Origin of the sequence: Sphingobacterium sp. ML3W, from assembly GCF_029542085.1 — a bacterium.
Lineage (GTDB): Bacteria > Bacteroidota > Bacteroidia > Sphingobacteriales > Sphingobacteriaceae > Sphingobacterium.
The window spans coordinates 5,563,001-5,589,687 of sequence record NZ_CP107036.1 but is presented as its reverse complement, the minus strand read 5'-3'; the positions used below and the strand labels follow the sequence as shown (position 1 = coordinate 5,589,687).

At 39.1% G+C, this 26,687-nt stretch carries 22 protein-coding genes; 17 read left to right on the top strand and 5 right to left on the bottom strand.

Going from position 1 to position 26,687, the window contains the following annotated elements; genetic code table 11:
- Window positions 1–14: 14 nt before the first annotated feature.
- From pyrR to OGI71_RS23120, 3 genes are all read right to left on the bottom strand, one after another.
- A complete protein-coding gene (gene pyrR / locus OGI71_RS23130; RefSeq protein ID WP_120260067.1) occupies window positions 15–578 on the bottom strand; it encodes a bifunctional pyr operon transcriptional regulator/uracil phosphoribosyltransferase PyrR in 564 nt (187 codons plus the stop codon).
- 219 nt (window positions 579–797) lie between these two features.
- Window positions 798–2,189: an amino acid permease gene (locus OGI71_RS23125; protein ID WP_244211761.1), complete on the bottom strand. Its 1,392-nt coding sequence runs from the start codon at window positions 2,187–2,189 to the stop codon at window positions 798–800.
- 139 nt (window positions 2,190–2,328) lie between these two features.
- Window positions 2,329–5,343, bottom strand: coding sequence for a DUF2723 domain-containing protein (locus OGI71_RS23120; protein WP_282252285.1), 3,015 nt, complete (start codon window positions 5,341–5,343; stop codon window positions 2,329–2,331).
- 800 nt (window positions 5,344–6,143) lie between these two features.
- Between OGI71_RS23120 and OGI71_RS23115 the strand changes: the two genes are divergently transcribed.
- The 3 genes from OGI71_RS23115 (at window position 6,144) to pth (ending at window position 8,653) form a co-directional block, all read left to right on the top strand.
- Window positions 6,144–7,100, top strand: coding sequence for a ribose-phosphate pyrophosphokinase (locus OGI71_RS23115; protein ID WP_104383969.1), 957 nt, complete (start codon window positions 6,144–6,146; stop codon window positions 7,098–7,100).
- Between the two features lie 314 nt (window positions 7,101–7,414).
- Window positions 7,415–8,011, top strand: coding sequence for a 50S ribosomal protein L25 (locus tag OGI71_RS23110; RefSeq protein WP_223582092.1), 597 nt, complete (start codon window positions 7,415–7,417; stop codon window positions 8,009–8,011).
- A gap of 78 nt (window positions 8,012–8,089) precedes the next feature.
- Window positions 8,090–8,653 carry an aminoacyl-tRNA hydrolase gene (gene pth, locus OGI71_RS23105; RefSeq protein WP_104383967.1) on the top strand — a complete coding sequence of 188 codons (564 nt, stop codon included), beginning with the start codon at window positions 8,090–8,092 and terminating at the stop codon, window positions 8,651–8,653.
- 51 nt (window positions 8,654–8,704) lie between these two features.
- On the opposite strand, the gene OGI71_RS23100 is transcribed toward pth, so the two are convergent.
- Both OGI71_RS23100 and OGI71_RS23095 read right to left on the bottom strand, forming a co-directional pair.
- Window positions 8,705–10,879: a TonB-dependent receptor plug domain-containing protein gene (locus OGI71_RS23100; RefSeq protein ID WP_282252281.1), complete on the bottom strand. Its 2,175-nt coding sequence runs from the start codon at window positions 10,877–10,879 to the stop codon at window positions 8,705–8,707.
- 4 nt (window positions 10,880–10,883) lie between these two features.
- Window positions 10,884–11,246, bottom strand: coding sequence for a BlaI/MecI/CopY family transcriptional regulator (locus OGI71_RS23095; RefSeq protein WP_282252279.1), 363 nt, complete (start codon window positions 11,244–11,246; stop codon window positions 10,884–10,886).
- Window positions 11,247–11,562: 316 nt separating this feature from the next.
- Here OGI71_RS23095 and OGI71_RS23090 point away from each other — a divergent pair, with 316 nt between their 5' ends.
- The 14 genes from OGI71_RS23090 (at window position 11,563) to OGI71_RS23025 (ending at window position 26,679) form a co-directional block, all read left to right on the top strand.
- Window positions 11,563–12,933 carry a hypothetical protein gene (locus OGI71_RS23090; RefSeq protein WP_282252277.1) on the top strand — a complete coding sequence of 457 codons (1,371 nt, stop codon included), beginning with the start codon at window positions 11,563–11,565 and terminating at the stop codon, window positions 12,931–12,933.
- Between the two features lie 5 nt (window positions 12,934–12,938).
- Window positions 12,939–13,946: an SPFH domain-containing protein gene (locus tag OGI71_RS23085; RefSeq protein ID WP_282252275.1), complete on the top strand. Its 1,008-nt coding sequence runs from the start codon at window positions 12,939–12,941 to the stop codon at window positions 13,944–13,946.
- Between the two features lie 6 nt (window positions 13,947–13,952).
- Window positions 13,953–14,198: a hypothetical protein gene (locus OGI71_RS23080; RefSeq protein ID WP_104383962.1), complete on the top strand. Its 246-nt coding sequence runs from the start codon at window positions 13,953–13,955 to the stop codon at window positions 14,196–14,198.
- 191 nt (window positions 14,199–14,389) lie between these two features.
- Complete coding sequence (locus tag OGI71_RS23075; protein WP_282252274.1) at window positions 14,390–15,676, top strand: citrate synthase; 1,287 nt, start codon at window positions 14,390–14,392, stop codon at window positions 15,674–15,676.
- A gap of 315 nt (window positions 15,677–15,991) precedes the next feature.
- Window positions 15,992–17,065: an NADH-quinone oxidoreductase subunit NuoH gene (nuoH, locus tag OGI71_RS23070; protein WP_282252272.1), complete on the top strand. Its 1,074-nt coding sequence runs from the start codon at window positions 15,992–15,994 to the stop codon at window positions 17,063–17,065.
- Window positions 17,066–17,068: 3 nt separating this feature from the next.
- Window positions 17,069–17,632, top strand: a complete 564-nt coding sequence (locus OGI71_RS23065) for an NADH-quinone oxidoreductase subunit I (protein ID WP_120260076.1) — start codon at window positions 17,069–17,071, stop codon at window positions 17,630–17,632.
- A 4-nt stretch (window positions 17,633–17,636) separates the two neighbouring features.
- Window positions 17,637–18,179, top strand: coding sequence for an NADH-quinone oxidoreductase subunit J (locus OGI71_RS23060; RefSeq protein WP_282252270.1), 543 nt, complete (start codon window positions 17,637–17,639; stop codon window positions 18,177–18,179).
- On the top strand, window positions 18,176–18,484 hold the full coding sequence (gene nuoK / locus OGI71_RS23055; protein ID WP_282252268.1) for an NADH-quinone oxidoreductase subunit NuoK: 309 nt from the start codon (window positions 18,176–18,178) through the stop codon (window positions 18,482–18,484). Before OGI71_RS23060 ends, nuoK begins: the two co-directional genes overlap by 4 nt.
- 3 nt (window positions 18,485–18,487) lie before the next feature.
- Window positions 18,488–20,542, top strand: coding sequence for an NADH-quinone oxidoreductase subunit L (locus tag OGI71_RS23050; RefSeq protein WP_282252267.1), 2,055 nt, complete (start codon window positions 18,488–18,490; stop codon window positions 20,540–20,542).
- 3 nt (window positions 20,543–20,545) lie between these two features.
- Window positions 20,546–22,147, top strand: coding sequence for an NADH-quinone oxidoreductase subunit M (locus tag OGI71_RS23045; protein ID WP_282252266.1), 1,602 nt, complete (start codon window positions 20,546–20,548; stop codon window positions 22,145–22,147).
- A gap of 6 nt (window positions 22,148–22,153) precedes the next feature.
- On the top strand, window positions 22,154–23,635 hold the full coding sequence (locus OGI71_RS23040) for an NADH-quinone oxidoreductase subunit N (RefSeq protein ID WP_282252265.1): 1,482 nt from the start codon (window positions 22,154–22,156) through the stop codon (window positions 23,633–23,635).
- A gap of 110 nt (window positions 23,636–23,745) precedes the next feature.
- Window positions 23,746–24,351, top strand: coding sequence for a DUF4254 domain-containing protein (locus OGI71_RS23035; protein ID WP_282252262.1), 606 nt, complete (start codon window positions 23,746–23,748; stop codon window positions 24,349–24,351).
- Between the two features lie 4 nt (window positions 24,352–24,355).
- The gene (locus OGI71_RS23030) at window positions 24,356–25,369 is read left to right on the top strand and encodes a glycosyltransferase family 9 protein (protein ID WP_282252261.1); all 1,014 of its coding nucleotides are present in this window, start codon (window positions 24,356–24,358) and stop codon (window positions 25,367–25,369) included.
- A gap of 83 nt (window positions 25,370–25,452) precedes the next feature.
- Complete coding sequence (locus tag OGI71_RS23025; RefSeq protein ID WP_282252260.1) at window positions 25,453–26,679, top strand: glycosyltransferase; 1,227 nt, start codon at window positions 25,453–25,455, stop codon at window positions 26,677–26,679.
- Window positions 26,680–26,687 lie beyond the last annotated feature (8 nt).

The following is a 26,687-nucleotide window of genomic DNA, read 5'->3' as shown; positions in this document are numbered from 1 at the left end:
TACGGAGCTGGCTCCTAATCATTACCCGAAGTTTTTTTCTCCGTGACCAGGATAATGCTATCCTGATCGTCAGATTCCTTCCAATTCACAATCACTTTCTGTGAATCTATAGAATCAACTTGTATTCCAATATAATCGGGTTGAATCGGAATCTGTCTAGAGAATCGACGATCCACCAAAACAAGCAGTTCAATTCTTCTTGCCCTTCCAAACGCTTGTACAGCATCCATCGCCGCCCGAATGGTACGTCCTGTCCACAAGACATCATCAATAAAAATGACATCTTTACCTTCTACAATAAAATTGATATTTGTACTATTTGCTAACAACGGACCAGCATTACCTTTTGTACGGAAATCATCGCGGTAAAATGTAATATCCAGATCACCGACCAAGATCGGTTTTTCGATCATGCGTTCAAGTTCTTTGACAATACGTTTAGCTAAGAATGTTCCTCTTGGTTGAATACCTATGACGACAGCATTTGAAAAATCACCGTGATTCTCAATCAATTGACGACATAGTCTTTGAATGGTGATTTGAAATTTTGGTCCGTCTAATAAAATCGACTGTTTCATTATGGGAATGTTTGAGCAAAGCTACACTTTTTTTGACAAAAAACACGGCTTATACGCCAATTAATTTCAATATTTCAATTCTCTACAGCCCCCTTCCACAACAGTGCTACCTCTTTCCACTCTTGACTTATTTGTTCGCTTTCTTTAACTACTCTATGGAGAAAAAGAACGTTCTCTCAGTCGTCACTAGCATATAGGCCCTATTGATAACACCCTCTTTTAATCGTTCTTTTTATTGCCTCGTGCAAAATAATACACAGGCAATCCAATCAATACCAATATAAAACCCGGCCAGGTGTACTGTGGTTTATAGATAATGAGTAGTACACAAAACACAGTGCCAATCAGGAGATAGATAATCGGTGTAAAGGGGAATAAAAAGGTCTTATACGAACGTTCGATTTCAGGTTTTCGGACACGTTGAATAATAACCCCTAATACCGTAATCATATAGAATATCACAATAACGAAAGAGATCATATCCAACAGATTACCATATTGACCACTTAAACAAAGCAAAGAAGCCCATATACCCTGCAACCAAAGCGATCGAGCCGGCACATCAAATTTGTTGTTAGGAATAGCCTGTTTTAGGAAAAGGCCATCTTTGGCCATTGTCTGAAAAACCCGCGCTCCTGACAGCGCAAGACCATTGACACAGCCAAAGGTTGATATCATCACTAAGATGGCCATCGCAATTGTACCGGTATGCCCCAGCATCTTTTCAGCTGCTGCAATAGCCACGCGATCATTCGTTGCAAAAGCGATCTCTTCGCGACTCAATGCAGAAAGATAAATGTAATTACAACAGATATACAAGATCATAACAAGACTGGTTCCGATGACAAGCGCACGAACCACATTACGCTGTGGATTCACAATCTCGCCGGATACAAAAGTCACGTTTTCCCAGGCAACACTACTAAATACAGAGCCGACCATTGCTGCAGCCAATGCCCCCATTAAAGCACCACCGGAAATCCCCATCCAGCCCTCACCTTTCAAATTCTGAAAAGCGTCCCAGCTATAAGCCATATTTTCCGAAAAATGATTTTCCTTGATTAGAAACAAGCCTCCTATGATCAATAAAACCAATGCAATAATCTTTGCAGAGGTAAAGAAAGACTGTACTGACTTACCACTTTTTATTCCGCGGGTATTGATATACGTCAACAAGAGAATTACACCCATAGCCAGCACCTGTATCCAGGTAATCTTAAATTCTCCACGTTGAAATATTGGCGCCGCATCATTCAATTGGGGAATTAAGTAAGCCGTAAACTTCCCAAAGGCAACGGCAACTGCTGCGATCGTGCCAGTCTGTATTACCGTAAATAAACTCCAACCGTATAAAAAACCTATCGGTTTCCCGAAAACTTCCGTGAGATATGTATACTGCCCACCTGCTTTGGGATACATCGAAGAGAGCTCACCATAGCAAATCGCGGCCGCCACCGTAGCAACCGCCGTCAACAACCATACGATTGCCAACCAATATCCTGAGCCCAATTGCCGCATCATATCACTCGACACAATAAAGATCCCACTTCCGATCATCGAGCCCATGACCAGCATAATCGCATCCCACAATTTCAGTTGACGTTTCATCATAATATCAGGTTGGTTTTATGCCGTTAAGCTAAGAAAAAATAATCAAAAAAAGAGCTGTCCTTTTTATATGCTTTTCAAAATTAAATTTTGAGCAACATACAAAAAGGACAGCTCCTTATATAAAATAGGGTTTGAACGATTATTCTACACCATATTGTTGTTTATACGATTTCTCCAGCTCCGTCACTTGTTGTAGCAACTGCTTCTCAGAAGTCGATGCCAGAATGCTCTTATAGGCACCCAAAGCACGTAGTGCTGTTCCGATATTTGAATATTCCAGTTCCGCTTTCGTCTGTGCAATATCCTGATACCAACGCATATTTTGTGTCATAAATTTCAAATTGCGATTGACAATCTCATTTGCACGTTTATTTTCACCGGTTTCATACAATACGTTAATGATTGGAATATAGCCCAATACATCACGCATCAAGTACACACGTTTTGGCATTTTCTCATAAGTCTCAACAGCTACTTTACGCGCTTCATCTTTATGGCCTTCCATCATTAATTGTGTTGCCGTTCCTCCCATCACTGTATTGGTGATCATGGTAATCATGCGATAAGATTCAGGATCTAAATAAGAAGCATTCGCCATGTTACCCCACTGATATTTGGTGGTAATATCTTTGAAGGCAGATTGTGTATCCACCAAGGCTCCCTCAGCTCCTGCAGGAGTAGCAATAGGCATCAAACGTAAGGCAAAACCTTCTTGTACCAGATATTTATCCAATCCAAGATAGTTATCATTTGGAACGGTTGCTGCAAAATAAATCGGACGCTTCCAGTTATTGTTCAACAAGACATTTAGGATTGACAGCTCTGCTCTGGACACATAATTTCTGTTGTAAGTCCAGCTCATGGTATCCACAATAGATTCTTGCCATGCTTTTGGAACCACATTATTTTGCAACACAGCCTCTTTGTTTATTGGAAGGCTAAAGTTTTTGGTTGGTAAAAAGTTTTCGAATTTACCACCACGCAATTCCAATTTATTTTTTTGGTCATCCGACAATAAAATCTGCATCACCAAATCAAGATCTACGTGCCCCGGTACTTTCATATCTTGATAATACAGTACCTCACGAACACCTTTTTTGAACTTTTCGTTATCAATATTGATCGGTAGACCATCTGCTTGATTTACCTTTTGTTTCATCTGACGCATATACCAATCAGAACTCAAAAGGCTTAGGTTCACTACCCGTACATCTGGGCGATAATTTTCAACTTCTTGTACATACCACAACGGATAGGTGTCGTTATCACCGTAAGTAAACAAGATCGCATTGGGCGCACAGGAAGCTAGGTAGTTTTTCGCCAAATCACGTGCTGTTGTTTTCTCTGAACGATCATGATCATCCCAGTTTTGAAAACCTAGTAACACCGGAGCACCTAATAAACAAGCTCCTGTGGCTATACCTGCTGCCATCTTACCATCAACTTTTTTACTTAAATAATCCGCAATAGCGAATACCCCCAAACCGATCCATATTGCAAAGGCGTAGAATGAGCCTGCATACGCATAATCACGTTCACGTGGTTGAAGTGGGCTTTGATTCAAGTACAATACAATTGCTAGACCGGTAAAGAAAAATAATAGTCCCACAATTCCGGCATCACGTTGTCTTTTACCAAAATGCCAGAATGCACCGATCAAACCAATAATCAAAGGCAAGAAATAGTATTTATTATTTGAAGGATCAGTTTTCAATGAATCTGGGATAGCATTCTGTCCGCCCACATGCATCTGGTCAACAGGTTTAGCCCCCGAGATCCAGTTCCCCTCCGTGAAGGAGCCCTGTCCTTGTTGGTCATTTTGACGGCCAGCAAAGTTCCAAAGAAAATAACGACCGTACATGTGTCCGATCTGATAGCTAAAAAAGAACTTTAAGTTATCCCCAAATGTTGGAGACTGCCCTTCTGGGATCTTTAGGTAATCCCGATAATAATCAATATGACCTTGGTCTCTGGAACTATAAACACGTGGAAAGAACATAGTCTTATCGTATTTATAATCCATACCGTTCTCTACTTTCGTGTATTTATCCTTGTCTTTTCTATAGGTATAAGTCGGTGTAGCATCCACTACCTGTCCATCAAATGTAGGTCCGTTTAAAAGCGGTTCACTCGCATATTGTTCACGGCCCAGGTAACTCACGAAAGAGAAAGCATTATCCGGATCACTATTATTTAATGTAGGGTTCGCTTTGGCGCGTACCATGATCATTGCAAAGGAACTATAACCGAAGATAATAAATGCTGTACTGATCAAGATCAGGTTCAACATCGGTTTTACTTTTTTGATCGAGTACCAGACACCATAAACAAAAAGAGCAATAACCAATATAAAAAATAGATTAAATCCGGTTCCGAAACCCATGCCTAGACTATTCACAAAGAATAAGTCAAGATATGCGGCAGCTTTGACTGTATATTGGATGATACCCCATAAAATCAGGGCCAGCACAACCACACCGATCAAGAATGCTTTGGTTGCTCCAGAAGAAGTTACTGTTTTCGAGCGTTTAAAATAAATCACCAAGGCTATGGCAGGGATCACAAGTAAGTTCAATAAGTGAACCCCAATTGATAGTCCCATCACATAGGCTATAAAGATCAACCAACGGTCAGAACCAACCTCGTCTGCATGGTTTTCCCATTTTAATATCCCCCAAAAGACAACAGCTGTACAAAGCGAAGACATCGCATACACCTCAGATTCAACTGCGGAAAACCAAAATGTATCCGTGAATGCATAAGCCAATGCCCCGACAGCACCTGAACCAAATATTTTGATCAAGTCAGCTGAAGTATAGGACTCGCCGACTCCTTTTGCAACGACCTTCTTTGCTAGTGCTGTGATCGTCCAGAACAAAAATAAGATTGTCAGACCACTACATACAGCAGATCCCACATTCATCCAAAAAGCGATCCGTGTCACATCACCTCCAGCAAGATTCGAGAAGATGTTTTGAATCATTAAGAATAAAGGTGCCCCTGGCTGGTGCACAATTTGAAGTTTAAAGGCTGAGGCGATAAACTCACCGCAGTCCCACCAACTCGTCGATCGTTCGGCAGTCATGACATATGCTACCGTTGCAATGAGCGCACATATCCATCCTAAAAGATTGTTGATTTTAGTATAGTTCATAAAATGATAACTGTAAAAAGTATTATAATACGGCTCGAAAATAAGGATAAGTTAATAAGAAATGAACTTTATTCTGATTTTTTAACACATATGGATTGAAAAAATTTCATTATGCGATGCAATATTGGCTGGAAGGAAAGCGTGGCAATAGGTATCGATGAGCTTGATTAGACCAATACCTGTACAAAAAAGCAACAAGCATGAAGTAAATTTTAGGACAAAACAAAAATTATTTATTTGAAAATCAAGCCCAATGCTCTTTACAGTACATTTTTATTTGCAGAAATAAGAATAGTCCGTATATTTGCATCATCAAATGTGAACGACATCATCACGATAACGAACACTTTGAATTGTTTGTCCGATAGTATAAGGGTAGTACAACAGTTTTTGGTTCTGTTTGTCTTGGTTCGAATCCAGGTCGGACAACAAACAATAGAAAAGGCTTGCAATCGCAAGCCTTTTCTGCGTTATATGCAAGGCATATTTTTTATAAAAGGTTTAGATTTTTTTTAATTTGAATTTTGATTTTTAAAACAAATCTCTATCTTTGCGTCGTCAAAAAGAAAAAGACTAAAACGTTGATTTCTGAAAGACATTGTCCGATAGTATAAGGGTAGTACAACAGTTTTTGGTTCTGTTTGTCTTGGTTCGAATCCAGGTCGGACAACTTTTAAAGTTAAGAGTATATGGATTGTGCAAACAATCCATTTTTTTTAATGTTTAACTTTAAAAAATATTAGGGAATAAAAATATTGAATAGACGACAATACAATAACCCAACATAAATATACAAAACCATGCCTTTGCAATTCAACACGGTTAAATTATTTGCAGGTTCTGGCACTACAGAACTAGCCGAAAAAATCGCACAATCTTACGGGAAACCTCTAGGAGACAAAACATTATCGCGTTTTAGCGACGGTGAGATTCAACCATTCTACAATGAATCTGTTCGTGGAGCCGATGTATTTATCATCCAATCTACCAACCAACCTACCGACAATCTTTTTGAATTATTGTTGATGACTGATGCTGCAAAGAGAGCCTCAGCGCACTACATCACTGCAGTTGTCCCTTATTTCGGTTTCGCAAGACAAGATCGAAAAGACAAACCAAGAGTTGCTATTGGCGCGAAAATGATTGCCAATCTTTTGACCGCAGCCGGAATTCACCGTATCATGACGATGGATTTACATGCTGCACAGATCCAAGGATTTTTCGATATTCCTGTTGATCACTTAGATGGCTCCATTATTTTTGTTCCTTACATCAAATCCTTAAAACTTCCAAACTTGACCATTGCTTCACCTGACATGGGTGGATCGTACAGAGCGCGTACTTTTGCTAAATTCTTCAATGCAGAAGTTATCATCTGTGACAAACGTCGTAAACGTGCAAATGAAATCGAGTCGATGTCTATCATAGGGGATGTAACGGGTCAAGATGTTGTATTGATCGACGATATCTGCGATACTGCAGGTACACTTTCGAAAGCTGCTGCTTTGATCATGGAGAATGGTGCAAGATCTGTAAGAGCGGTTTGTACACATGCGGTGTTATCAGGCAAAGCGTACGAAACGATTGAAAATTCGGTATTGTCAGAAATGATCGTGACAGACACCATTCAATTGGATCCGGAAAAAGCAAAACAATCAACAAAAATCAAAGTGTTGTCTACAGCTGATTTGTTCGCAAAAGCAATCACTAGTGTCAACCAACATACATCTATCTCAGATTTATTTGACGTTGAATAGTCTTTTTTAGTATAGCGTATTGAGATATTAGTATTTAGACTCTGGTATGGTAAGCCTTCGGCTGAAATACTGGAGTCTTTTTTAGTATTGAGACGCTAGTATGGTAAATCTACGGCTAGACAGTTTGTTTTTTACTCTTGTCCCGCACAAGAGTTATCCCTCCTCAAAATAATCCTTATCCCCAGATTTCTTTCAAGTCAGTAACTTACAAAATAGCGTTATGGATCTTAGTCCCTCAATATCAGTAGCTATTTTTTTGATAATACCAAAAATTAAACTATCTTTGCACCTCAAAATTTATAAAAAATTAAAAGATGAAATCAATTGCTATTAGCGGTTCTGTAAGACAGAACGTAGGGAAAAGAGATGCTAAAGAGTTACGTTACCAAGGTTTAGTACCAGCAGTACTTTACGGAGGTAAAGAACAAACTGCTCTTGCTGTATCCGCAGCTGATTTGAAACCAGTTCTTTACACTGCTGACGTTGTAATCGTAGAATTAAACGTTGACGGTCAAACAAAAAGAGCTATTGTTCAAGACGCACAATTCCACCCATTAACTGATGTAGTTACTCACGTTGACTTTTTAGAATTATTTGATGATAAAGAAGTATCATTAAATATTCCTATCAAATTAACAGGAACATCTCCAGGTGTTAAAATGGGGGGTAAATTAGTTCAAAAATTACGTAATTTACGCGTAAAAGCAGTACCTGCTAACTTACCACAAGAAATTGAAGTACCAATGGAATCTTTAGAAGTTGGTAAATCATACCGTGTGGCTCAAGTTCAATTGGAAAATGCAAAAGTATTGAACAACTCTGACGATACAATCGTTTCAGTTATCATGTCTCGTGCATTGCGTCAAGCTGAACAAGAAGCAGCGAAAGCAGCTAAAGGTGGTAAAAAATAATCTGAACAAGATTTTCCATACTACAGAAAGCACCGAAATTCGGTGCTTTTTTGTTTATTAAATTTTTATTTTTGCAACATGAATTATCTTATCGTTGGATTGGGCAATATCGGCAGTGAATACGCCGACACACGACATAACATTGGCTTTATGGTTGCAGACGAATTGGTCAAACAGGCTGGCGCAAGCTTTTCTTTATTGAAATTAGCATACTACAGTGAATTTAAACAGCGAGGGCACAATGTAACCGTCATCAAACCGACGACCTACATGAACCTCAGTGGCAAAGCGGTCAATTATTATATGCAGCAATGTAAAGTGCCTATTCAAAACGTATTGGTGATCGTCGATGATCTCGCGATCCCATTTGGTTCTCTACGTATGAAGCCTAAAGGCAGCAGCGCGGGCCACAATGGGCTTAAATCCATCGAACAGCTTTGTGGTGGACAGGTATACCCGCGTCTACGCTTTGGCATCGGAGATAATTACCCCAAAGGTAGACAGGTTGACTATGTCCTAGGCCCTTTTGACAAAGATGAACAAGCAGAACTTCCAGCTTTAATCGATCATTCTGTCAAAATGATCCAAAGTTTTGTCAATATCGGCATTGAGTTGACGATGACAAATCTGAATACAAAATAAAAGGGACCGCAGTCCCTTTTATTTTGTATTCCCTACAGCGCACCATGGCTACTACCCGTTGTTACGAGCAGCTTCTGCACGTCTTCTTTCGGCATCAAGCTCGGTCTTAATTGTCTTCTTTATCTTGTTGTCCAAAGATTTTTCGTTTTGCCCGGCTTTCACCTTCGTTGTTATGATAAGAACGCCGTCATTTGCAGCTGTACCATAAATTGCGTTGGCATTTTCACCTTTTAAGACCATAACAGACTCAATATCATTTGGATTTATTTTACTTATTTGCAAAGATTTCCCTACAACTTCACCATCCAAAACAATAAGGGGATTTTTCTTATTCAGACCTGGCCCTTGAACCAAATTACCCAAAGTTTGTTTGCCACCCCCATTGGAATCACCTTTCATGGTGAGCCCGAAATATCCACCAATAGTTTTCGTTAAATTTGATTGCCTATCAGCACTCCCCTTATCCTCCTTTTTATATCCCACTACCGTTTCCGGTCCAGACGCTTGGGCGGGCTTATGCATTTTATCCGGATGCTCCTTCGTCCATTCTTTCGTAATGACTTCAATGACACCACTACTCCCCTCTTCACCGTATTTTAGTTTAGCAGACTCATCCTTTAACACAGTTATACTTTCGATGGCTTCCGGCTTTAAACTCTTCAAAACAGTGCTTTTTTCCTTTTGACCATCAATCACGTACAGGACACTATCTGTAGTACCGCTCATTCGAATAGCAATTGTATTTCCTTTTTTTCTAATTTCGTCCCTGTGCTCAGGTTTCATTTTCAACAAAACCACACCGTTTTTCCCAACATCCCCATATTGGAGCGCAGATGGCCCTTCTAACACCGTCATTGACGCAATTGAGTTTGGATCAAAATCATTTACATTAAAGCCTGGATTTTGAAGAACACCGTCGACAAAATACCGCATTTTTGTGTGCGCGATATCTTGTTTTTGTTGCATCTCAACTGAACTGGCTAAAATTGCGCCTCCAGAGATATCTATCGCTAGTTTGGTTTTATATTTAATTAGGTTATTATCATTAGAAAACCAATATTTTGCTAGCTTTCTCTCAGGGTAAGCCAAAAATTCTGCTTTAGAAATGAGCTTATTGTCAATAAAGTACTTCAGATCTTTAGAAAAATCGATATCCGATCTGCTGATTTTTTTAAAATCGCTGGCTTGGTTAACTTTTACCCTAGGAAGGGTATCAATCTTAATCTCATTCGATCCAAGGGCTTCTTTCAATAACTTTCCTGCTTCGCCAACCATCTTCACTGACAACGTGGAATCACGCTGTTGATCCTCCAATTTAAGAAGCGTAGTTTCATTGGCCTTTTCAACAACTCCCTCTATGCTTACCTCCGCTTTGCTTACAGTAAATGCTGCACCCGTTAGTAAGAATATAGGCAATAGGAAGGCATATTTACTCAGTTCTATCTTGGATGACCTTTTCTTATTCATCATCATAATGCGACGTTTTAATAGTTTAAAATTAAATTGATTGCTCAACCCGATTGAAGTGCCCTTTTTGGACACATTCAACAGGCTATATTGGTACGTCTGTTTGTCAATTCCTTTATTGAGCACCTGTTGATCAGTCAGAAACTCCAAATTTTGGCGAATGGCCCTGCGCATGAACCAGACGAAAGGATTGTACCAACAACACACCAATATCATTTCAAACAATAAAATATCCAAACTGTGAAGGCCTTTCACATGAATATCCTCATGCTTAAAAATATCTTTCAGTTCAGCATCCACATGCTGCCCTTTATTGACATAAATTTTATTTAAAAACGAAAAAGGAACAATAGGAATAAATACATTCCGAAAAAAATATGTTTTCCATTGATCCGCAGTGGAATGAAAATGAATCCTCAATAAGCTCAATAACTGAAATAGAAACTTCAACAATAACAACACTGCTCCTAAAATAAAAACCATCTCCACCAATCCTGCCAATGTAAGCTTTTCCTGCACCTCCTGATCCTCAATATAAAATGAAATCTGCTCACCCACCAGCCCCATGTCCAATCCACGTCTTACAAACAGCGATTTTAAATCCAAAAACGGATATATAAAAGCAAATAATCCACCTATTAAAAAGTAAGCTCTATTCAATGAGTAGAAGGTTAAGCCTTTCAATAGCCCAACATAACCCAAATAGATTATACTCAACAGCAGATTGACTTGAATGATATAGGTCAGCAGATTTTCCATCGTATTAAGATTTGTTATTTTTAATCATATCCATGATCTCCTTTAACTCATCAGCAGTCAGTTTTTCTTCTTTCACAAAAAATGAGACCATCTCTTTATATGAATTCTTGAAATAATCACCCACAAAAGAATTCATAAACTTGGCTTTATAATCCTGCTCACTGACCATAGGCTCATAACGTTTTGCATTAGCATAACGCACAGCTTTCACAAAGTCCTTACGCTCCAGATTCTTTACTGTTGAGGCCAATGTCGTGTAAGGCATTTTCTCCCCCTTGACATTATCCAAAATCTCTTTAATAAAACCTCCATTTAGGCTCCAGATAGATTGCATCGCTTGCTCTTCTTGTGCTGTTAACTTTTCCATGTCTTAATCTTTCTTTACTATTCTTTCACTAATCTACGAATAATTCGTAAACATCAAAAATATATTTTTATTTATCATGTAACCCATCTAAGCGGGTCATAGGCCAAATATTCTTTGTAACATTACAATCGGTATCATTTCTCGACGTATTTAAAATCAGTCCCATCGAATATAAGTTGACTGGCCGAAAATTTGCTATTCCTTATTTTTTATTTATAACTTTCATCTGTAGATCATTTCTTCCAACACATGAATTCCATCTTGGTAGATATGAAATCTTAAACAGCGGTAATTCAAAACAAATACAATAAGATAAATGGCCAAAAGTATCAAAGCGATCAAATGTCCCCATTGTGGCAGCATAAAAGTCAGCACAATACGCCCCGACTATTACAAATGTGACAGTTGTGGAACGGAGTTTTTCTTAGATAGCGACGATATCAATATCAATCACAATTATAACTATCCACGCAACAACCCGGATCAGTATAAACCAATACGTATCGTATTATTTGCTGTTGTAGGCTTTATTGCGCTCATGTTTTTAATCGGAGCCTTAAGTGCCATTTTCTCCAAAAAACCTGAACCGAATTATTCGACCTATAGTTCCTCCAATACTGCCGACAAAAAAGATGAAGCAATTACCCTGGAATGGAATTATGCCTCAAACGAATTATTTTTGGATAAAAACAATATCCCCCACATTGTCGTGGTGGGCAATATCCGGAATTCAAAAGCAAGATTTGACGAAGGCAAAGACAATAAAGTGTATCTCGGGTTATTTGATCCCAAAACGGGCAAAAAGGAATGGATAAAACAATTGATGGATACTCCCGTCGAATTATCGAGTAGCGACGTTAAATTACAGGTATTTGAAGACCAAAACCTGTACATCATCGTCAAATCTAAGTATATCTATCAATTGGACAGAAATAGCCTAACCTACAAAAGTGTCCTTGAAAATTATGTCAAAGATGCACCGTCACTCAGCACCGGTATTGCCAAAGTTGAATTTAAATACGAAGATTATGGATCTGCCTATCAAATTATAAATAATGAAGGGCAAAATCTTGCCTATTACCCTTTAATCAATAAATCTATACCGGATAAGCAACTTTACGATGAAAGAAGGAAAAAACTTCCCAATCCGACAACAAAAACGGAGTTCACTTTTTCAAGTAAATCCAGCTATTACCCCGAGGAAAAAATTCAGTTAATTCAATACAGTTACCAGTATCAATATGGATTTCCCAAAGATAGTCCACGCTTTTCCTGGGATAAAGATTATGGCGGATCAGGCATTTTTACCGACCGCGATCCCTACAAAAAGGTACTGATCAATCCATGGCAATTTAAAGGTGCACGTCTGATTAGTTTTAAAGATTTCACACCGGGAAGACTCTATTTTGAACCTGTCGTGATTGCTCAGAATGACAAAACGCTTTTAATTGCATACAAACCAACACCAGCGGAAGACGATCCTCTGCAAATCCAACTATTGGATATTGCGACTGGTGCTATACAGAAAACAGTCAGCACAGAACTTAAATCCATTTATGGAAATGGCTCCCTGCTCAAAGATGGTTTTATTGTCAAAGGTTCAAGCGACTATTATTATTTTGATAATAGCGGAAAACAAATCAATAAATTCGAAGGGTATAATCCCAAATTCGACTCATTAAATTAAATATTATGGGACTATTCAATCTTTTTAACAACCAACTATCAGAGGTCATTGAGTGGAAAAATCAAGACCCCCGTGTATTATGGTATAAATTTCCTTCTGAAAGAAATGAAATTAAAAATTCCAGTAAACTTATTCTTGCTCCAGGGCAGGGCTGTATCCTTGTCTATGAGGGGAAAGGTGAAAGCCTACTCACAGAAGCAGGTACCTATAATTTAAAAACGGATAATCACCCTTTCTTTACAACCCTGGCAAGGTTGAGACAAAATTTCGAGTCTGAACACAAGCTGTATATTTACTTCTTTCGTACTGCAGCTATTGTCAATCAATCTTGGGGAACAGGAAATCCAATAAAATACATTGACCCACAATATAATCTTCCGGTGGAAATAGGCTTGAATGGTACTTTTTCTTACATCATTAAAGAACCAGTACATTTCTATAAAAACATCGTTGCCAATCAAAACACAGTCAGCACAGCGGCGATTCAGGATGTTATCAACAATCGGATTCCGCAACAGATTGTCGCGCAGATTGCCCAGAAGAAATTGGGTTATAATGAAATCGATAGCCAACTCCCTGTTTTGTCTATTGACATAAAAGCGGCTGTCGAACAGGATTTTAAAGATCTCGGATTAGAAATTACAGATTTTAAAATATTAGGAACCCAGTTTGATGCGAACACACAACGTAGAATTGGTGAAATTGCAGATTTGACAACGCAAAATCAGGCCGCACAACAAGCGGGGTTGAGCTATGTAGAATTGGAAAAATTGCGCGCGCTTCGGGATGCAGCTAAAAATGAAGGTGGACTGGCCGGCATTGGTGCACAACTTGGTGTCGGCATGGAGCTGGGTAAGCAATTTGATCTTCAAAAAGAAGAGATCAGAGACAATATACAAGAAGAAGGTGATTTTGTAGAAAAACTGCAAAAACTGCAATTACTGCTACGTGAAAATATCATCACACAGGACGAATTCGACACACTCAAAAAACAGATTCTCAACAAAATATAACCCATTATGAAATACATCTTTGGTATATTATTCACCTTGGTTATCCTATTTGTGGCCACCTATTTTCTCTTGGGGCTCTGGGGTATCCATTTCCTGGATGCTGAAAATTTCAGCAAGATCCTATGGACAACAGGTATTCTTACCCTTACATCTATTATTTTGGTATGCTTCGTTATCCTACCTTTTTTTGGTTCGGGCAAAAACGGGAAATATGAGGATAAAGGCAAAGTCGCCCAGCGAAAAATAGATTAACGTTTTAGGTATAATAAGATAGTGTTAAATTTGAATAAACTATTTGCTTATTTGAGTAAATAGTTATTCAATATTATCCAAAATGACGCAATGATGTCATTTAAATTCCAAAAGAACTTTCAGTTTTAAATATCAAATAGTTAAATTTGTGAGATTAGCATACAAAATCAGATATAAGATAACATATAAACATGTCAGATAAAGCATCTATAAATTTAGACGGTACTTCTTATGACCTTCCGGTTATTGTCGGTACTGAAAATGAAAAAGCAGTTGATATTTCAAAATTAAGAGATCTAAGCGGATTTATTACGTTAGACCCAGGATACAAAAATACGGGTGCAACAAAAAGTGCGATTACTTTCCTTGACGGTGAAACAGGTATATTGAGATATAGAGGATATCCAATTGAGCAATTGGCTGAGAAATCTACGTTCTTAGAAGTTGCTTATTTGTTGATCTACGGAGAGCTTCCGAAAAAAGAGGTATTGGAAAAATTCAGAGCTGACATTAAAAAGCAAATGATGATCCACGAAGATATGAAGAATTTCTTCGCTGGATTCCCATCCAAATCTCACCCAATGGGCCAACTTTCTTGTTTAGTGGGCGCATTATCTGCATTTTACCCTGAATCTTTAAATCCAAACTTAACTGAAGAAGAAGAAGATCAAACGATCATCAATCTTTTGGCTAAAATGCCTACTATCGTTTCGTGGATTCAAAAGAAATCTTTAGGTCATCCAGTCGTTTACCCTAAAAACAACTTGGGTTACATTGACAACTTCTTGAATATGCTATTCGGCGAAGTTAATGACGAAAAAACATTCGATCCTGTTGTCATCGATGCTATGCACAAATTGCTTATTTTACATGCTGACCACGAACAAAACTGTTCGACATCAACAGTTCGTATCGTAGGCTCATCCAATGCTAACCTTTATGCTTCTGTTGCCTCAGGTATCAATGCACTATGGGGTCCTTTACATGGTGGTGCCAATCAAGCAGTAATCGAAATGTTGGAAGCTATCAAAAATGATGGTGGAGATGCAGAAAAATACCTTGCAAAAGCAAAAGATAAAAATGATCCATTCCGTTTAATGGGATTCGGTCACCGTGTATACAAAAACTTCGATCCACGTGCTAAAATCATCAAAAAAGCATGTGACGATATTTTAGAAAAATTGGGTGTTCAAGACCCAGTATTGGATATTGCTAAGAAACTAGAAGCAGCAGCATTGAATGATCAATACTTTATCGACAGAAAACTTTATCCAAACGTCGATTTCTATTCAGGTATCATTTATCGTGCTTTAGGATTTAAAGCGGATATGTTTACTGTATTATTTGCTTTGGGCCGTCTTCCGGGATGGATCGCACAATGGAAAGAAATGCGTGAAAACAAAGAGCCTATCGGCCGTCCAAGACAAGTATATGTTGGACATACAGAACGTAATTACGTTGAGTTCTCAAATCGTTAATTCGATTTATCTCCATAAAAAAAGCATCCCCAGGGATGCTTTTTTTGTGGAGATAAGGTTATATTACCTTATCAAAAAAGCACTATTTTACAGCACGTTATATAATAACAAAGTGTATTATATTTATGAAAACATCATCAGTCAGACACTTACACACTCAAAATCTTAATACTCAAATCTGAATACTAATATCCCCAATATGTCACGATAATCTACTTGTTAAGTATATTTTAATTTTTCCCTATCGAAATTCCCTGTTTTTCGTTAAGTTTGCGTATTCATTGGACGCTTATTAAAAATCATTATAAATAAGACTTGTTAGATACAATACTACATATCTTGGTTCCCATTGCTATTTTTACCTTTATAGCAGCATTTACCTTATTTGCAGTATATGCCGAACGTAAGATTGCCGGGTTTGTCCAAGATCGTCTCGGACCAATGGAAACCGGAAAATATGGTAGTCTCCAGACCATAGCCGATATCCTTAAATTGCTTCAAAAGGAATTAATCACCCCTTCTTTAGCCGATAAAATTCTCTTTAGAATTGCCCCAATTATTATTTTCGTAGCAGTCTTTACAGGGTTTGCAGTTATTCCTTGGGCCAAAGATTTTATCCCGGCCAATACACACACGGGATTATTCTTTATCATGGCTATTATCTCCATTGATGCATTGGGGATCCTGATGGCTGGTTGGGGATCGAACAACAAATATTCACTGCTTGGATCCATGCGTGCAATTGCCCAAATGGTATCTTATGAAATACCTGTCGGGCTCTCACTGATCACGGTAGTAATGTTAACACAGACCTTAAACCTCAATGAAATTGCTACTGGTCAAGGTATTCTGACTAACGGAAGCATCAAGTTTTTAGGTTTTTGGGAAGTCAATGAGATTGGTGGATTCTTCGCTTGGAATATTTTCCAAGCCCCACATTTAATTGTGACCTACATCATATTTTTTATCGCAACACTTGCCGAATGTAACCGAGCTCCCTTTGATATTCCAGAAGCGGAATCCGAATTGGTTGGTGGTTTTCATACGGAATATGGAGGGATACAATTTGCCTTTATTTTCCTTGCTGAGTATGCCATGATGTTTTTGGTCTCAATGTTGGGCGTAGTCCTGTTCCTAGGTGGCTGGAATACACCGCTTCCAAATATTGGCGCAATACGATTAGCAGATTGGACAACAGGCCTAGCCTGGGGAATCTTTTGGACCTTGGCCAAATCATTATTCATTGTGGGGATACAAATGTGGATTCGGTGGACCCTCCCCCGTTTGCGTGCAGATCAATTGATGAGCTTATGTTGGAAGGTATTGACCCCCTTAGCTTTTATTTGCATGGCTATTTCCGCCATTTGGAGAATTTTAATTATAGCATAAGATATGATATTTAAGACGGCTTCCCACGCATTTCGTACGGCAATCAAAGGACTATCTTTGACTGTCAAGCACTTGTTTGGCGCTCGACGTTCGCGTCAGGAATTAAATATCAAAAACGACAACTACTTCGACCGTCAGGAGGGTATTGTCACGGTACAATATCCTGCCGAAAAAATGCCAATCCCCGAAGTCGCTCGTTATCAATTGCAAGTGGATATTGATGATTGCATCGTTTGTGACCTTTGTGCCAAAGCATGTCCCGTAGATTGTATTGAAATTGAGGCGATCAAATCACCGGAAGCGATTGGAAAGACTTCAGACGGCAGCGTCAAACGCTTATATCCTGCCAAGTTCAATATTGATATGGCCAAATGTATGTATTGTGGACTATGTACCGTTGTCTGCCCTACCGAATGCATTGTCATGACCAATGAATACGATCGTAGCTCGCAAAAATTAACTGATCTGATCTACGGATTTTCAGATATGACCGACGAACAAGTTGCGCAACGAAAAGCAGAATGGACACAATTTCAAGCTGAAAAGGAGGCAGCAAAGCAAAAATAAAAACATGGAAACTACTTTATTTTATGCATTTGCCACTCTGGCAATCGGATCTGCCCTTTTACTGGTAAACCTTAAAAATATAGCCCGCGCCCTATTTCTATTTTTCATTGTACTCTTTGCTATGGCTGGCCTATATCTATTTGCGTTGGCAGATTTTGTAGCCATTACACAAATCATGGTTTATGTAGGTGGTGTACTGATCCTCATGCTATTTGCCTTTATGCTTTCCAACAAAGAACTATTGAAAGATCTTCAAGACAGCAGTGGCTCATTTCTGAGCATGCCCAGGTGGCAAGCAGTGATATTGGCTGTAGGTTTTCTAGTACTCATGATCTTTGGTATTGCAGAATGGCATCAGTCCATTCCTACTTGGATCCAACAAGCCAAAGAAAATAATACTGAGATTATTCCAACAGATAATAATATCCAACAGATTGGATTACGGTTTATGACCTTTTATGTGTTACCCTTTGAAGTCATATCGGTCTTTTTGATGATGGCCCTGATTGGGGCATCACATTTATCCAGAAAGGAGCGCAACAGATGATTACATTAACGCATTTTTTGGTTGTCAGTGCTTGCATCTTCTGTATCGGACTTTATACCGTTCTTTCCAAGAGAAATGCCATTATGATTTTGGTAGGCATCGAATTGATGATTAATGCGGCTATTCTAAACTTTGTAGCTTTCGGTAAATATGATAAGGTCAGTTATGGTGGGCAGATTTTCGCCCTATTTGCTATTGTTCTTGCTGCTGCTGCTGTCGCGGTTGGCTTAGCATTGGTTTTAAATGTCTATAGACACTATAAAACAATCAATCCGGATGAAATCAATGAATTAAAAGATAAGTAAAAATTGGATCAACTTGCCCACATATCACCCATATACACGGCACTTTTTACAGTCGTTGCGCCATTTATTGCATTTCTATATCAGGCAATAGCAGGCAAGCGCGATCAGTCAGGGATTATCTCCTTGATCGGCATTATCTTTAGTTTTATATTTGGCGGACTTACCTGGTTAGCAATCTGGAATAATCCTATCGTGTCTGCCCAAATAAACTGGTTTACCATCGGTGCATCTACTTTTAAAGTAGGCATTCTATTGAACAATCTGAACGTGCTCATGCTGTTTCTGGTTCCAACAGTTGCCCTTCCTGTGCATATCTATTCGAGAGCGTATATGAAAGGGGATTCGGGAATCCATCGCTATTGGATGTATCTTAGTCTCTTCTGTTTTGCTATGTTGGGGCTAGTCGTTATGGATAGCCTGTTGCTCATGTATATCTTTTGGGAATTGGTAGGATTTGCCTCTTATCTGCTTATTGGTTTCTGGTTCACACGCGAAACGGCTGTACAGGCCAATAAGAAAGCATTTATAGTAAACCGCATCGGAGACCTCGGTTTTCTGATCGGACTAGCCATTATATTTACACAGTTCAAAACCCTCAATCTGGTCGATCTTTTTGGCGAAGGAGGACTCATCTATCAATCCACGACCGCAAGTGGACAATGGGTTTCTCCGGTCAACAGCATGGATCAAATTTGGTTAACGATAGCCGGGCTCGCATTTTTCCTTGCGGCAATGGCCAAGTCAGCTCAATTTCCTTTACATGTATGGTTACCTGATGCGATGGAAGGACCAACATCAGTATCTTCACTCATCCATGCTGCCACTATGGTCGCGGCGGGTGTGTTTTTACTCGCTACAGTATTTCCGTTATTCAACGAAAACGCATTGTTGTTTATTGCTATCATAGGTACGATTACAGCGGCATCCGCTGCCTACTTTGCATTAGGTCAATACGATATTAAACGTATCCTAGCCTTTTCGACTATTTCACAATTGGGTTTTATGATGGTGGGAATTGGGATAGGAACATGGGATGCCGCACTATTCCATTTGGTCACACACGCCTTCTTTAAATGTCTCTTGTTCCTTTCCGCCGGAGCCATTATCCATGAGATGGCGCACCTCAAAACACACAGCCATCTTGATTTCGACCCACAAGACCTAAGGAACATGGGGGGACTGAAAAAATATATGCCGAAAACTTTTATCCTGATGAGCGTAGCATCACTGGCACTAGCTGGGTTTCCACTAACATCAGGTTATCTTTCCAAAGATAGTATTATCATATCTTCCTTTGAATGGGCTTTGTCAAAAGGCGACTTATACCTCATTATCCCAATAAGTCTTATTACAGTCAGTATTCTGACCGCGTTTTACATTGGTCGCTTAATCTTTAAAGCATTTTTCGGTGATTTCCGAATGCTCGCACAAGTCAAGGACAAATTGCATGGAACAGCCCTGCATGAAGCACCAAACACCATGTTGATCCCTATGTTTATATTGGGTATCTGCTGTCTATTCCCGCTATTTTCTCTTAATCCAGTATCCTATCATGACTCCTGGTTGATGGATGGTCTATTATTGGATGAATATACGTTTGCTCCAAGCCATAGCGCCCACTTGATTATTCCATTAATCTTATTGATCGGTTCGGTCATCAGTTGGGCAATCGGTTGGAAATGGTATGTACAAAACAAATATCCACTCAATGCATCTAGCTTTGCACTGAAAGCGTCGTTCAATCAAGGTTATATCAATGAATTATACCAATGGATATTTGTTAGTGGCACACTAAAACTGGCTCAGTTCTGTTATTGGTTTGATCGTTTTGTTGTAGATGCCCTAATCGCTTTTGTTCAGTTTATCGTCTTATCGCTCTCTCAGTTGAGTGTGTGGATAGACAAATATATTGTAGACGGCTTTGTCAATGCTGTTGCTTCTGTAGCTTACTGGACTGGTAACCAAGTTCGCTTGGTACAGAACGGCAAATTACAGACGACATTGTATTCCGTTTTCCTATTCGTTTTACTTGGTTTAATTTATCTTATATTTTTTTAGGAAATGCCTATTTTATCCTTACTGATATTTTTACCGCTTCTGGCGACGGCGTTTATCCTCGCCCTACCAACACGATATAAATCGAGTTACAAATATATTGCCTTAGCGTTTACAGCAGTGCAATTTGTACTTGCGGGTATATGCTATGCAAAATTTGACGCGAGCCAAACAGGCGTCCAAGACTTGGCAGGATACCAGTTCGTTGAACAACTTCCCTGGATTCGCCTGGATCTCGGCTCCATCGGAAAATTAGAGATCGATTACCTGATCGGGATAGACGGTATTTCAATGCCATTATTGCTATTGAGTGCTTTTGTGATGTTGATGGCGATCGGTGCTTCTTGGAATATACAGAAAAGCCCCAAAGGATATTTCGCCCTACTTATGGTCCTCAACATGGCTGTAATGGGTATTTTCTGTGCTTTGGATTTCTTCCTGTTCTATTTATTCTATGAGGTCATGCTCTTGCCGCTCTACTTCCTGATTGGTATCTGGGGCGGGGCACGCCGTGAATATGCTGCCATAAAATTCTTTCTCTATACGCTCTTTGGTTCGGTATTTATGCTATTGATCATTGTAGGCTTATATTTTTCGGTTATCAACCCCGAAACTGGGGCACATACCTTCAATATGATCTACATGATGAATCCACAGAATTATTTAGGGGACTCAATCTTCGCTTGGGATGGTTATCAGGAAATATTGGGTATTTCGGCCAGATTAATTGGTTTTGTGGTGCTTTTTTTCGCTTTTGCAATCAAAGTACCCATTGTACCATTACACACCTGGCTACCTGACGCACACGTCGAGGCCCCCACACCGGTATCCATTATTTTAGCAGGTATCCTGTTGAAAATCGGTGGCTATGGTATTATCCGTATCTGCTATAGCATTTTCCCGGACATGGCCGCCCTGTCCAATTGGTGGCTTGGTCTGATCGGCGTCATCTCCATTATCTATGGGGCATTAAACGCCTTAACTCAAAAAGATTTAAAACGGATGATCGCCTATTCATCGGTCTCCCACATGGGCTTTGTATTGCTTGGTATAGCCTCATTGACAGCCGAAGGGGTTTCTGGCGCTATGTTCCAGATGATCTCCCACGGTTTTCTATCCGCGGCACTTTTCTTTCTTGTTGGCGTTGTTTATGACCGTGTTCATGATCGAAACATCTACAGCTTCAGAGGACTGGCGCAAATTATGCCCAAGTATACCGGTTATGTTGCTGTTGCTTTCTTTGCTTCATTGGGACTTCCTGGGTTCTCCGCATTTATCGGTGAAGCATTTGTTATCATCGGTTCGTTCAACGCCGCCAGTGTAGGTACAGGCCTTCCACGCTGGATGGCCTTAGCAGGTTCAATTGGTATTCTCTTGAGTGCAGCTTATTTGCTATGGACACTTCAACGGATGTTTTTTGGAGAGATCAGACTCAAAGGTGGCGAATCTTGGGCCAATGCATTGACCGATGTCAACAGCCGCGAACAGCTGATTCTATTTCCTACCTTGGCACTTGCCCTTTTACTGGGTATTATGCCATCCTTGGTATTTAGCAATCTAAATGCAAGTGTATTGAATCTCGTCAGCTTTATCCAACAATTTATTTAATCCAGCATGCTCGCATTCAGTCCATATATCAGTTCATTTATTGATCAAATTATCGTTAGTATTCCCTATTTCAAACCGGAATTAACGCTGATCATTACTTTTATAGGCACTATTATCGCGAGTCTTTTCGTAGATAAATACTGGGACAAAGCATCTTTTACGATTACAATAGCTGGATTATTGTTGAGTGGTTGTTATCTATTGGGACAAGGATTAAGCCATGTGGATATGGTTGGATTCTTCGACATGATCCATATTGATACATTCGCAACATCGGCACGCATGATCATCCTGCTGTCGACCCTACTGATTGTGATCTTTATTCAACAACGTCATCAGCATGATCGTCCTTTGGGCGATTTGTATGCTGTTGTATTGACCGCAACCTTGGGATTGAATCTCTTAACCATGTCGAGCAACTGGCTGATGATCTTCATCGCAGTAGAGACAGTATCGATCAGCTCTTACATTATGGTCGGTTATTTTTCATCCAATAAAGTACAGTCCGAAGCAGCGATGAAATATGTCCTCTTTGGATCTATATGTGCTGCCGTTATGCTCTATGGCCTATCGCTGCTTTACGGTTTCACGGGAAACTTAAATTTTGATGCGCCAAGTCATATTGCAGGTCTGATGGAGGCCCCTAAGCTCATGATCAGTATTGCCCTCCTGTTTTTATTGACCGGTATTGGTTTTAAACTGAGTTTTTTTCCGTTTCATGTTTGGAGCCCTGACGTTTATCAAGGGGCACCGACTGTGATTACCACGTACTTAGCGACTGTTCCTAAAATTGCCGTTGTCGTACTGCTATCCAAGTTACTTGCTGCCTGGCTTGCAGTATCCTTTTATTTCAGTGATTTCTTGGCTTATGTTATCATCATTATAGCTATTGCGACCATGTTGATTGGTAATCTGGCGGCCCTGCGTCAACAGGATGCCAAGCGCATGATGGCCTATTCTTCTATTGGCCACACGGGCATATTGTTGATGGCAGTACTGGTCTATCAAAACAATGAGTCAAACGTTTTGCTGTTCTATTTATCAATTTATGCATTGATGAATATTGCTGTTTTTATTTTTATCGACAGCTTAGAAGTCAGTCTAGGCAGCACTTCAATAGACTCCTATAAAGGATTAGGTAAACAATCACCTCTATTGTTCACCTCATTTTCGATCGTCTTAATCGCATTGATAGGTTTACCGCCTACTGCTGGATTTGTCGGAAAGCTACTCATATTTTCAAAAGTATTCGAGCAGTATCAGAACTTCCAATCCTTCGGTTTACTTGCTTTATTAATTGTAGGGGCACTAACATCCGTAATTTCACTTTTCTATTACTTTAAGATTCCGTTGAATGCCTTCTTAAGAGACAATCTAGACCATTATTCAGTCAAGTCCAATCCTTTACTCCTCGGTATTGGTCTATTTTGTACGATTGCAGTGATCTTACTTGGGTTATTCCCAGACGTCTTACTGTCTATATTTTAAAAAAACATTTTAATTCTTTTCTCAATAGTTGGTTTTTCCAATTCATTTTACTGTTTTTATACAACACCTGAAGTTAAGGATAACTCCATAATATATTTTATATTTGTAACATGATTAGTGCAATAGCAAATCCCATTTTTCAACGTGCTATCCAGGATTACCACGTATACGATCAGATTGATCATCCAATCCAGAATCCGTATGACAAACAATCCCTAGAACATCTACTGTACCTAAAGTGCTGGATTGATACCGTACAATGGCACATGGAAGATGTTGTACGTAATCCTGCCATTGATCCCAAGGACGGTTTATACTGGAAGCGACGCATCGATGAGTCTAACCAGTATCGTACAGATACAGTAGAATATATAGACAGCTACTTTTTACAGAAATACCAAACTATCGAAGCATTGCCTTCAGCAAAAATCAATACGGAAAGTCCAGCTTGGGCCATTGATAGACTGTCCATTCTGGCGCTAAAGATTTATCATATGGAGCAGGAGACACTTCGTTCAGATGCTTCTGAAGCCCATATCTCTGCTTGTCAGCAAAAATTGAACATCTTGCTGGAACAACGTACAGATCTTTCACAAAGTATCGACGAATTGTTGACAGCGATTGAATCAGGTGAAAAATACATGAAGGTCTATAAACAGATGAAAATGTATAACGATCCTGAACTGAACCCTGTACTTTATACATCCGGAAAATAAAGACATGTCTTTGCCGCAGCGAATCATAGTAACCCGGTTTTCGGCCATGGGCGATGTTGCCATGGTGGCTTCTGTGTTGAAAGAATTTTGTCAACAATATCCTATGGTAGAGATTATCATGGTCAGCCGTCCTTTTTTTTCACCATTCTTTGATGGCATAAAGAATATCAAGTTTCATGCAATTGAACCTAAAACAACCCATAAAGGCCTTTTTGGATTAATCAGATTAAAAAATGAGCTGGCTCAATATGGTGCAGATGCTGTAGCTGATCTACATTTCAATTTACGTTCACGCATATTGGATGTTTTATTTTCTCTTTCTGGAATAAAGGTCAAACAACTGGACAAAGGTCGTGCAGAAAAGAAAGCCCTGACGCGGAAAGAACATAAAGTTAAGCATCAATTGAAGCTAACTGTAGAGCGATATGCAGATGTATTCCGTGCTTTAGGTTTTCACTTCGAACTGAGTCACAAATTGGCTTCTAATTTGCAAGATGTCCCCAAAACGGCATTTAGCATGTTTGGCAATTTCGAACGAAAAAAAATTGGTATTGCGGCATTTGCGCAACACCGATATAAAATCCTTTCACTCGTAAAGATGGGACAGGTCATAGACCATCTGACACATCATGGATATGATGTATTGCTCTTTGGAGGAGGTAAGGAAGAGTTTCAAATCGCGCAAAACTGGACTGAAAGTTTTCCAAACACCTACAATACCATTGGAAAATTTACGTTGAGAGAAGAACTGGATATCATATCCAATCTGGATCTGATGATCAGCATGGATTCCTCTGGGTTGCACATGGCTTCTTTGATGGGAATACGATGCCTATCACTATGGGGCGCAACTCACCCATACGCGGGCTTTACGGGTTATGGGCAACAATATGAGGACTGTATCCAAGTGGAACATCCCAACCGTCCAAGCGCTGTCTACGGCAACAAACCTTGCGATTGCGATGGTACAGAAGCGATTGATTTAATTACAGCAGAAATGGTGATCGAAAAAATATAAAGGGGATGTAGCACTTTGCTGTACCATAACCGTTGTACCAATGATGAACATGGAAAAATATGACTATTCTTTAAAGGTTTAAGATGGATAAAATTTGTTTTATTATACTTCGATATGGAGATGAAGTGGATGGAGGTGCAGAAAAACATTGTCGTATGCTGGCAGAAAGACTTGTTGAGAAATATGAAGTTGATATATTGACGACCAAATTTATTGACTACAATACTTTTACTCCTTTTTACACGAATGATATAGATTATTTAAATGGCGTACGCATTCTGCGTTTTGATTCTATTGATTTTGATAGTCAAAAAAGAGATCGTCTATGGAAAAAAGCACTCCCATTTCAAAAGATCAGAAGAAATTTATTCCGTTTAAAGAGCTTAAAATTTGTATCAGAAATATTTCCATCTTGGAAAGGAATGGCAAATACTGATATGAATTATTTCAAATCGCATGGTTCGTATTCCCCTTCCATGTTATCCTATATTAAAAATCATAATCAAGATTATAAAGCGATTATCGGAATTACCTATTCTCAACCTAATACATTTTTTGGAACTCTTGTTGCGCCGGAAAAATCCATTCTTATTCCTACATTACATGAGGAAAGAGAAGCATTTCGTCCAATATTAACCCAACTATTCAATAAAGTAAAACATATTGCATTCAATACTGCCGAGGAAAGAAAACTTGCAATTAATATCTTTGGAAGCGGTATCGCTAATAATAGTATAGTCGCAGTAGGAGTTGAAGTAGCTCCTCCATTAAAAAAAGAAGAACTTTACAGTAAATTCAATCTTCCAGACGATTATTTATTATACTTTGGTCGAGTTTGCAATACGAAGGTGAGAACGTTAATTCCCTGGTTTTTGCGTTACAAAGAAAAATATCCTTCGGATCTAAAGCTAGTACTAACTGGCCGTATTTTTATGGACATAGTAGATCACCCTGATATCATTTATACAGACTTCGTTACAGAAGAAGAGAAAACAGCCTTGATTGAAAATGCAAAAGCTGTTATAAACCCTTCTCAATATGAAAGTTTATCTTTATTATTGTTAGAAACGATGGTTTTGGGGAGGCCTATCTTAGTAAATGGGAAATCTGAGGTCATGAAGGAGCATTGTATTAGAAGTAATTATGCTGCTCAATACTATTCTTCTGAGGCCGATTTTCAGCGAAAACTCTACCAGATATTACAAGGAGATAGCTCATCTATAAAATCGATGTCTATGTCTTATGTCGAACAAAACTATTCTTGGCCGTTAATTATCAACAAATTAACGCTTATAATTGATACAATCTAATGACTACC

Bases quoted from the DNA above. Each gene is read 5' to 3' on its own strand.
- nuoK (WP_282252268.1), top strand. From the start codon at position 18,176: ATGATTACATTAACGCATTTTTTGGTTGTCAGTGCTTGCATCTTCTGT.
- OGI71_RS23065 (WP_120260076.1), top strand. From the start codon at position 17,069: ATGATATTTAAGACGGCTTCCCACGCATTTCGTACGGCAATCAAAGGA.
- OGI71_RS23110 (WP_223582092.1), top strand. From the start codon at position 7,415: ATGAAATCAATTGCTATTAGCGGTTCTGTAAGACAGAACGTAGGGAAA.
- OGI71_RS23025 (WP_282252260.1), top strand. From the start codon at position 25,453: ATGGATAAAATTTGTTTTATTATACTTCGATATGGAGATGAAGTGGAT.
- OGI71_RS23120 (WP_282252285.1), bottom strand. From the start codon at position 5,343: ATGAACTATACTAAAATCAACAATCTTTTAGGATGGATATGTGCGCTC.
- OGI71_RS23115 (WP_104383969.1), top strand. From the start codon at position 6,144: ATGCCTTTGCAATTCAACACGGTTAAATTATTTGCAGGTTCTGGCACT.
- OGI71_RS23095 (WP_282252279.1), bottom strand. From the start codon at position 11,246: ATGGAAAAGTTAACAGCACAAGAAGAGCAAGCGATGCAATCTATCTGG.
- OGI71_RS23045 (WP_282252266.1), top strand. From the start codon at position 20,546: ATGCCTATTTTATCCTTACTGATATTTTTACCGCTTCTGGCGACGGCG.
- pyrR (WP_120260067.1), bottom strand. From the start codon at position 578: ATGAAACAGTCGATTTTATTAGACGGACCAAAATTTCAAATCACCATT.
- OGI71_RS23125 (WP_244211761.1), bottom strand. From the start codon at position 2,189: ATGATGAAACGTCAACTGAAATTGTGGGATGCGATTATGCTGGTCATG.
- OGI71_RS23075 (WP_282252274.1), top strand. From the start codon at position 14,390: ATGTCAGATAAAGCATCTATAAATTTAGACGGTACTTCTTATGACCTT.
- OGI71_RS23060 (WP_282252270.1), top strand. From the start codon at position 17,637: ATGGAAACTACTTTATTTTATGCATTTGCCACTCTGGCAATCGGATCT.
- OGI71_RS23085 (WP_282252275.1), top strand. From the start codon at position 12,939: ATGGGACTATTCAATCTTTTTAACAACCAACTATCAGAGGTCATTGAG.
- OGI71_RS23090 (WP_282252277.1), top strand. From the start codon at position 11,563: ATGGCCAAAAGTATCAAAGCGATCAAATGTCCCCATTGTGGCAGCATA.
- pth (WP_104383967.1), top strand. From the start codon at position 8,090: ATGAATTATCTTATCGTTGGATTGGGCAATATCGGCAGTGAATACGCC.
- OGI71_RS23080 (WP_104383962.1), top strand. From the start codon at position 13,953: ATGAAATACATCTTTGGTATATTATTCACCTTGGTTATCCTATTTGTG.
- OGI71_RS23040 (WP_282252265.1), top strand. From the start codon at position 22,154: ATGCTCGCATTCAGTCCATATATCAGTTCATTTATTGATCAAATTATC.
- OGI71_RS23100 (WP_282252281.1), bottom strand. From the start codon at position 10,879: ATGGAAAATCTGCTGACCTATATCATTCAAGTCAATCTGCTGTTGAGT.
- OGI71_RS23035 (WP_282252262.1), top strand. From the start codon at position 23,746: ATGATTAGTGCAATAGCAAATCCCATTTTTCAACGTGCTATCCAGGAT.
- OGI71_RS23030 (WP_282252261.1), top strand. From the start codon at position 24,356: ATGTCTTTGCCGCAGCGAATCATAGTAACCCGGTTTTCGGCCATGGGC.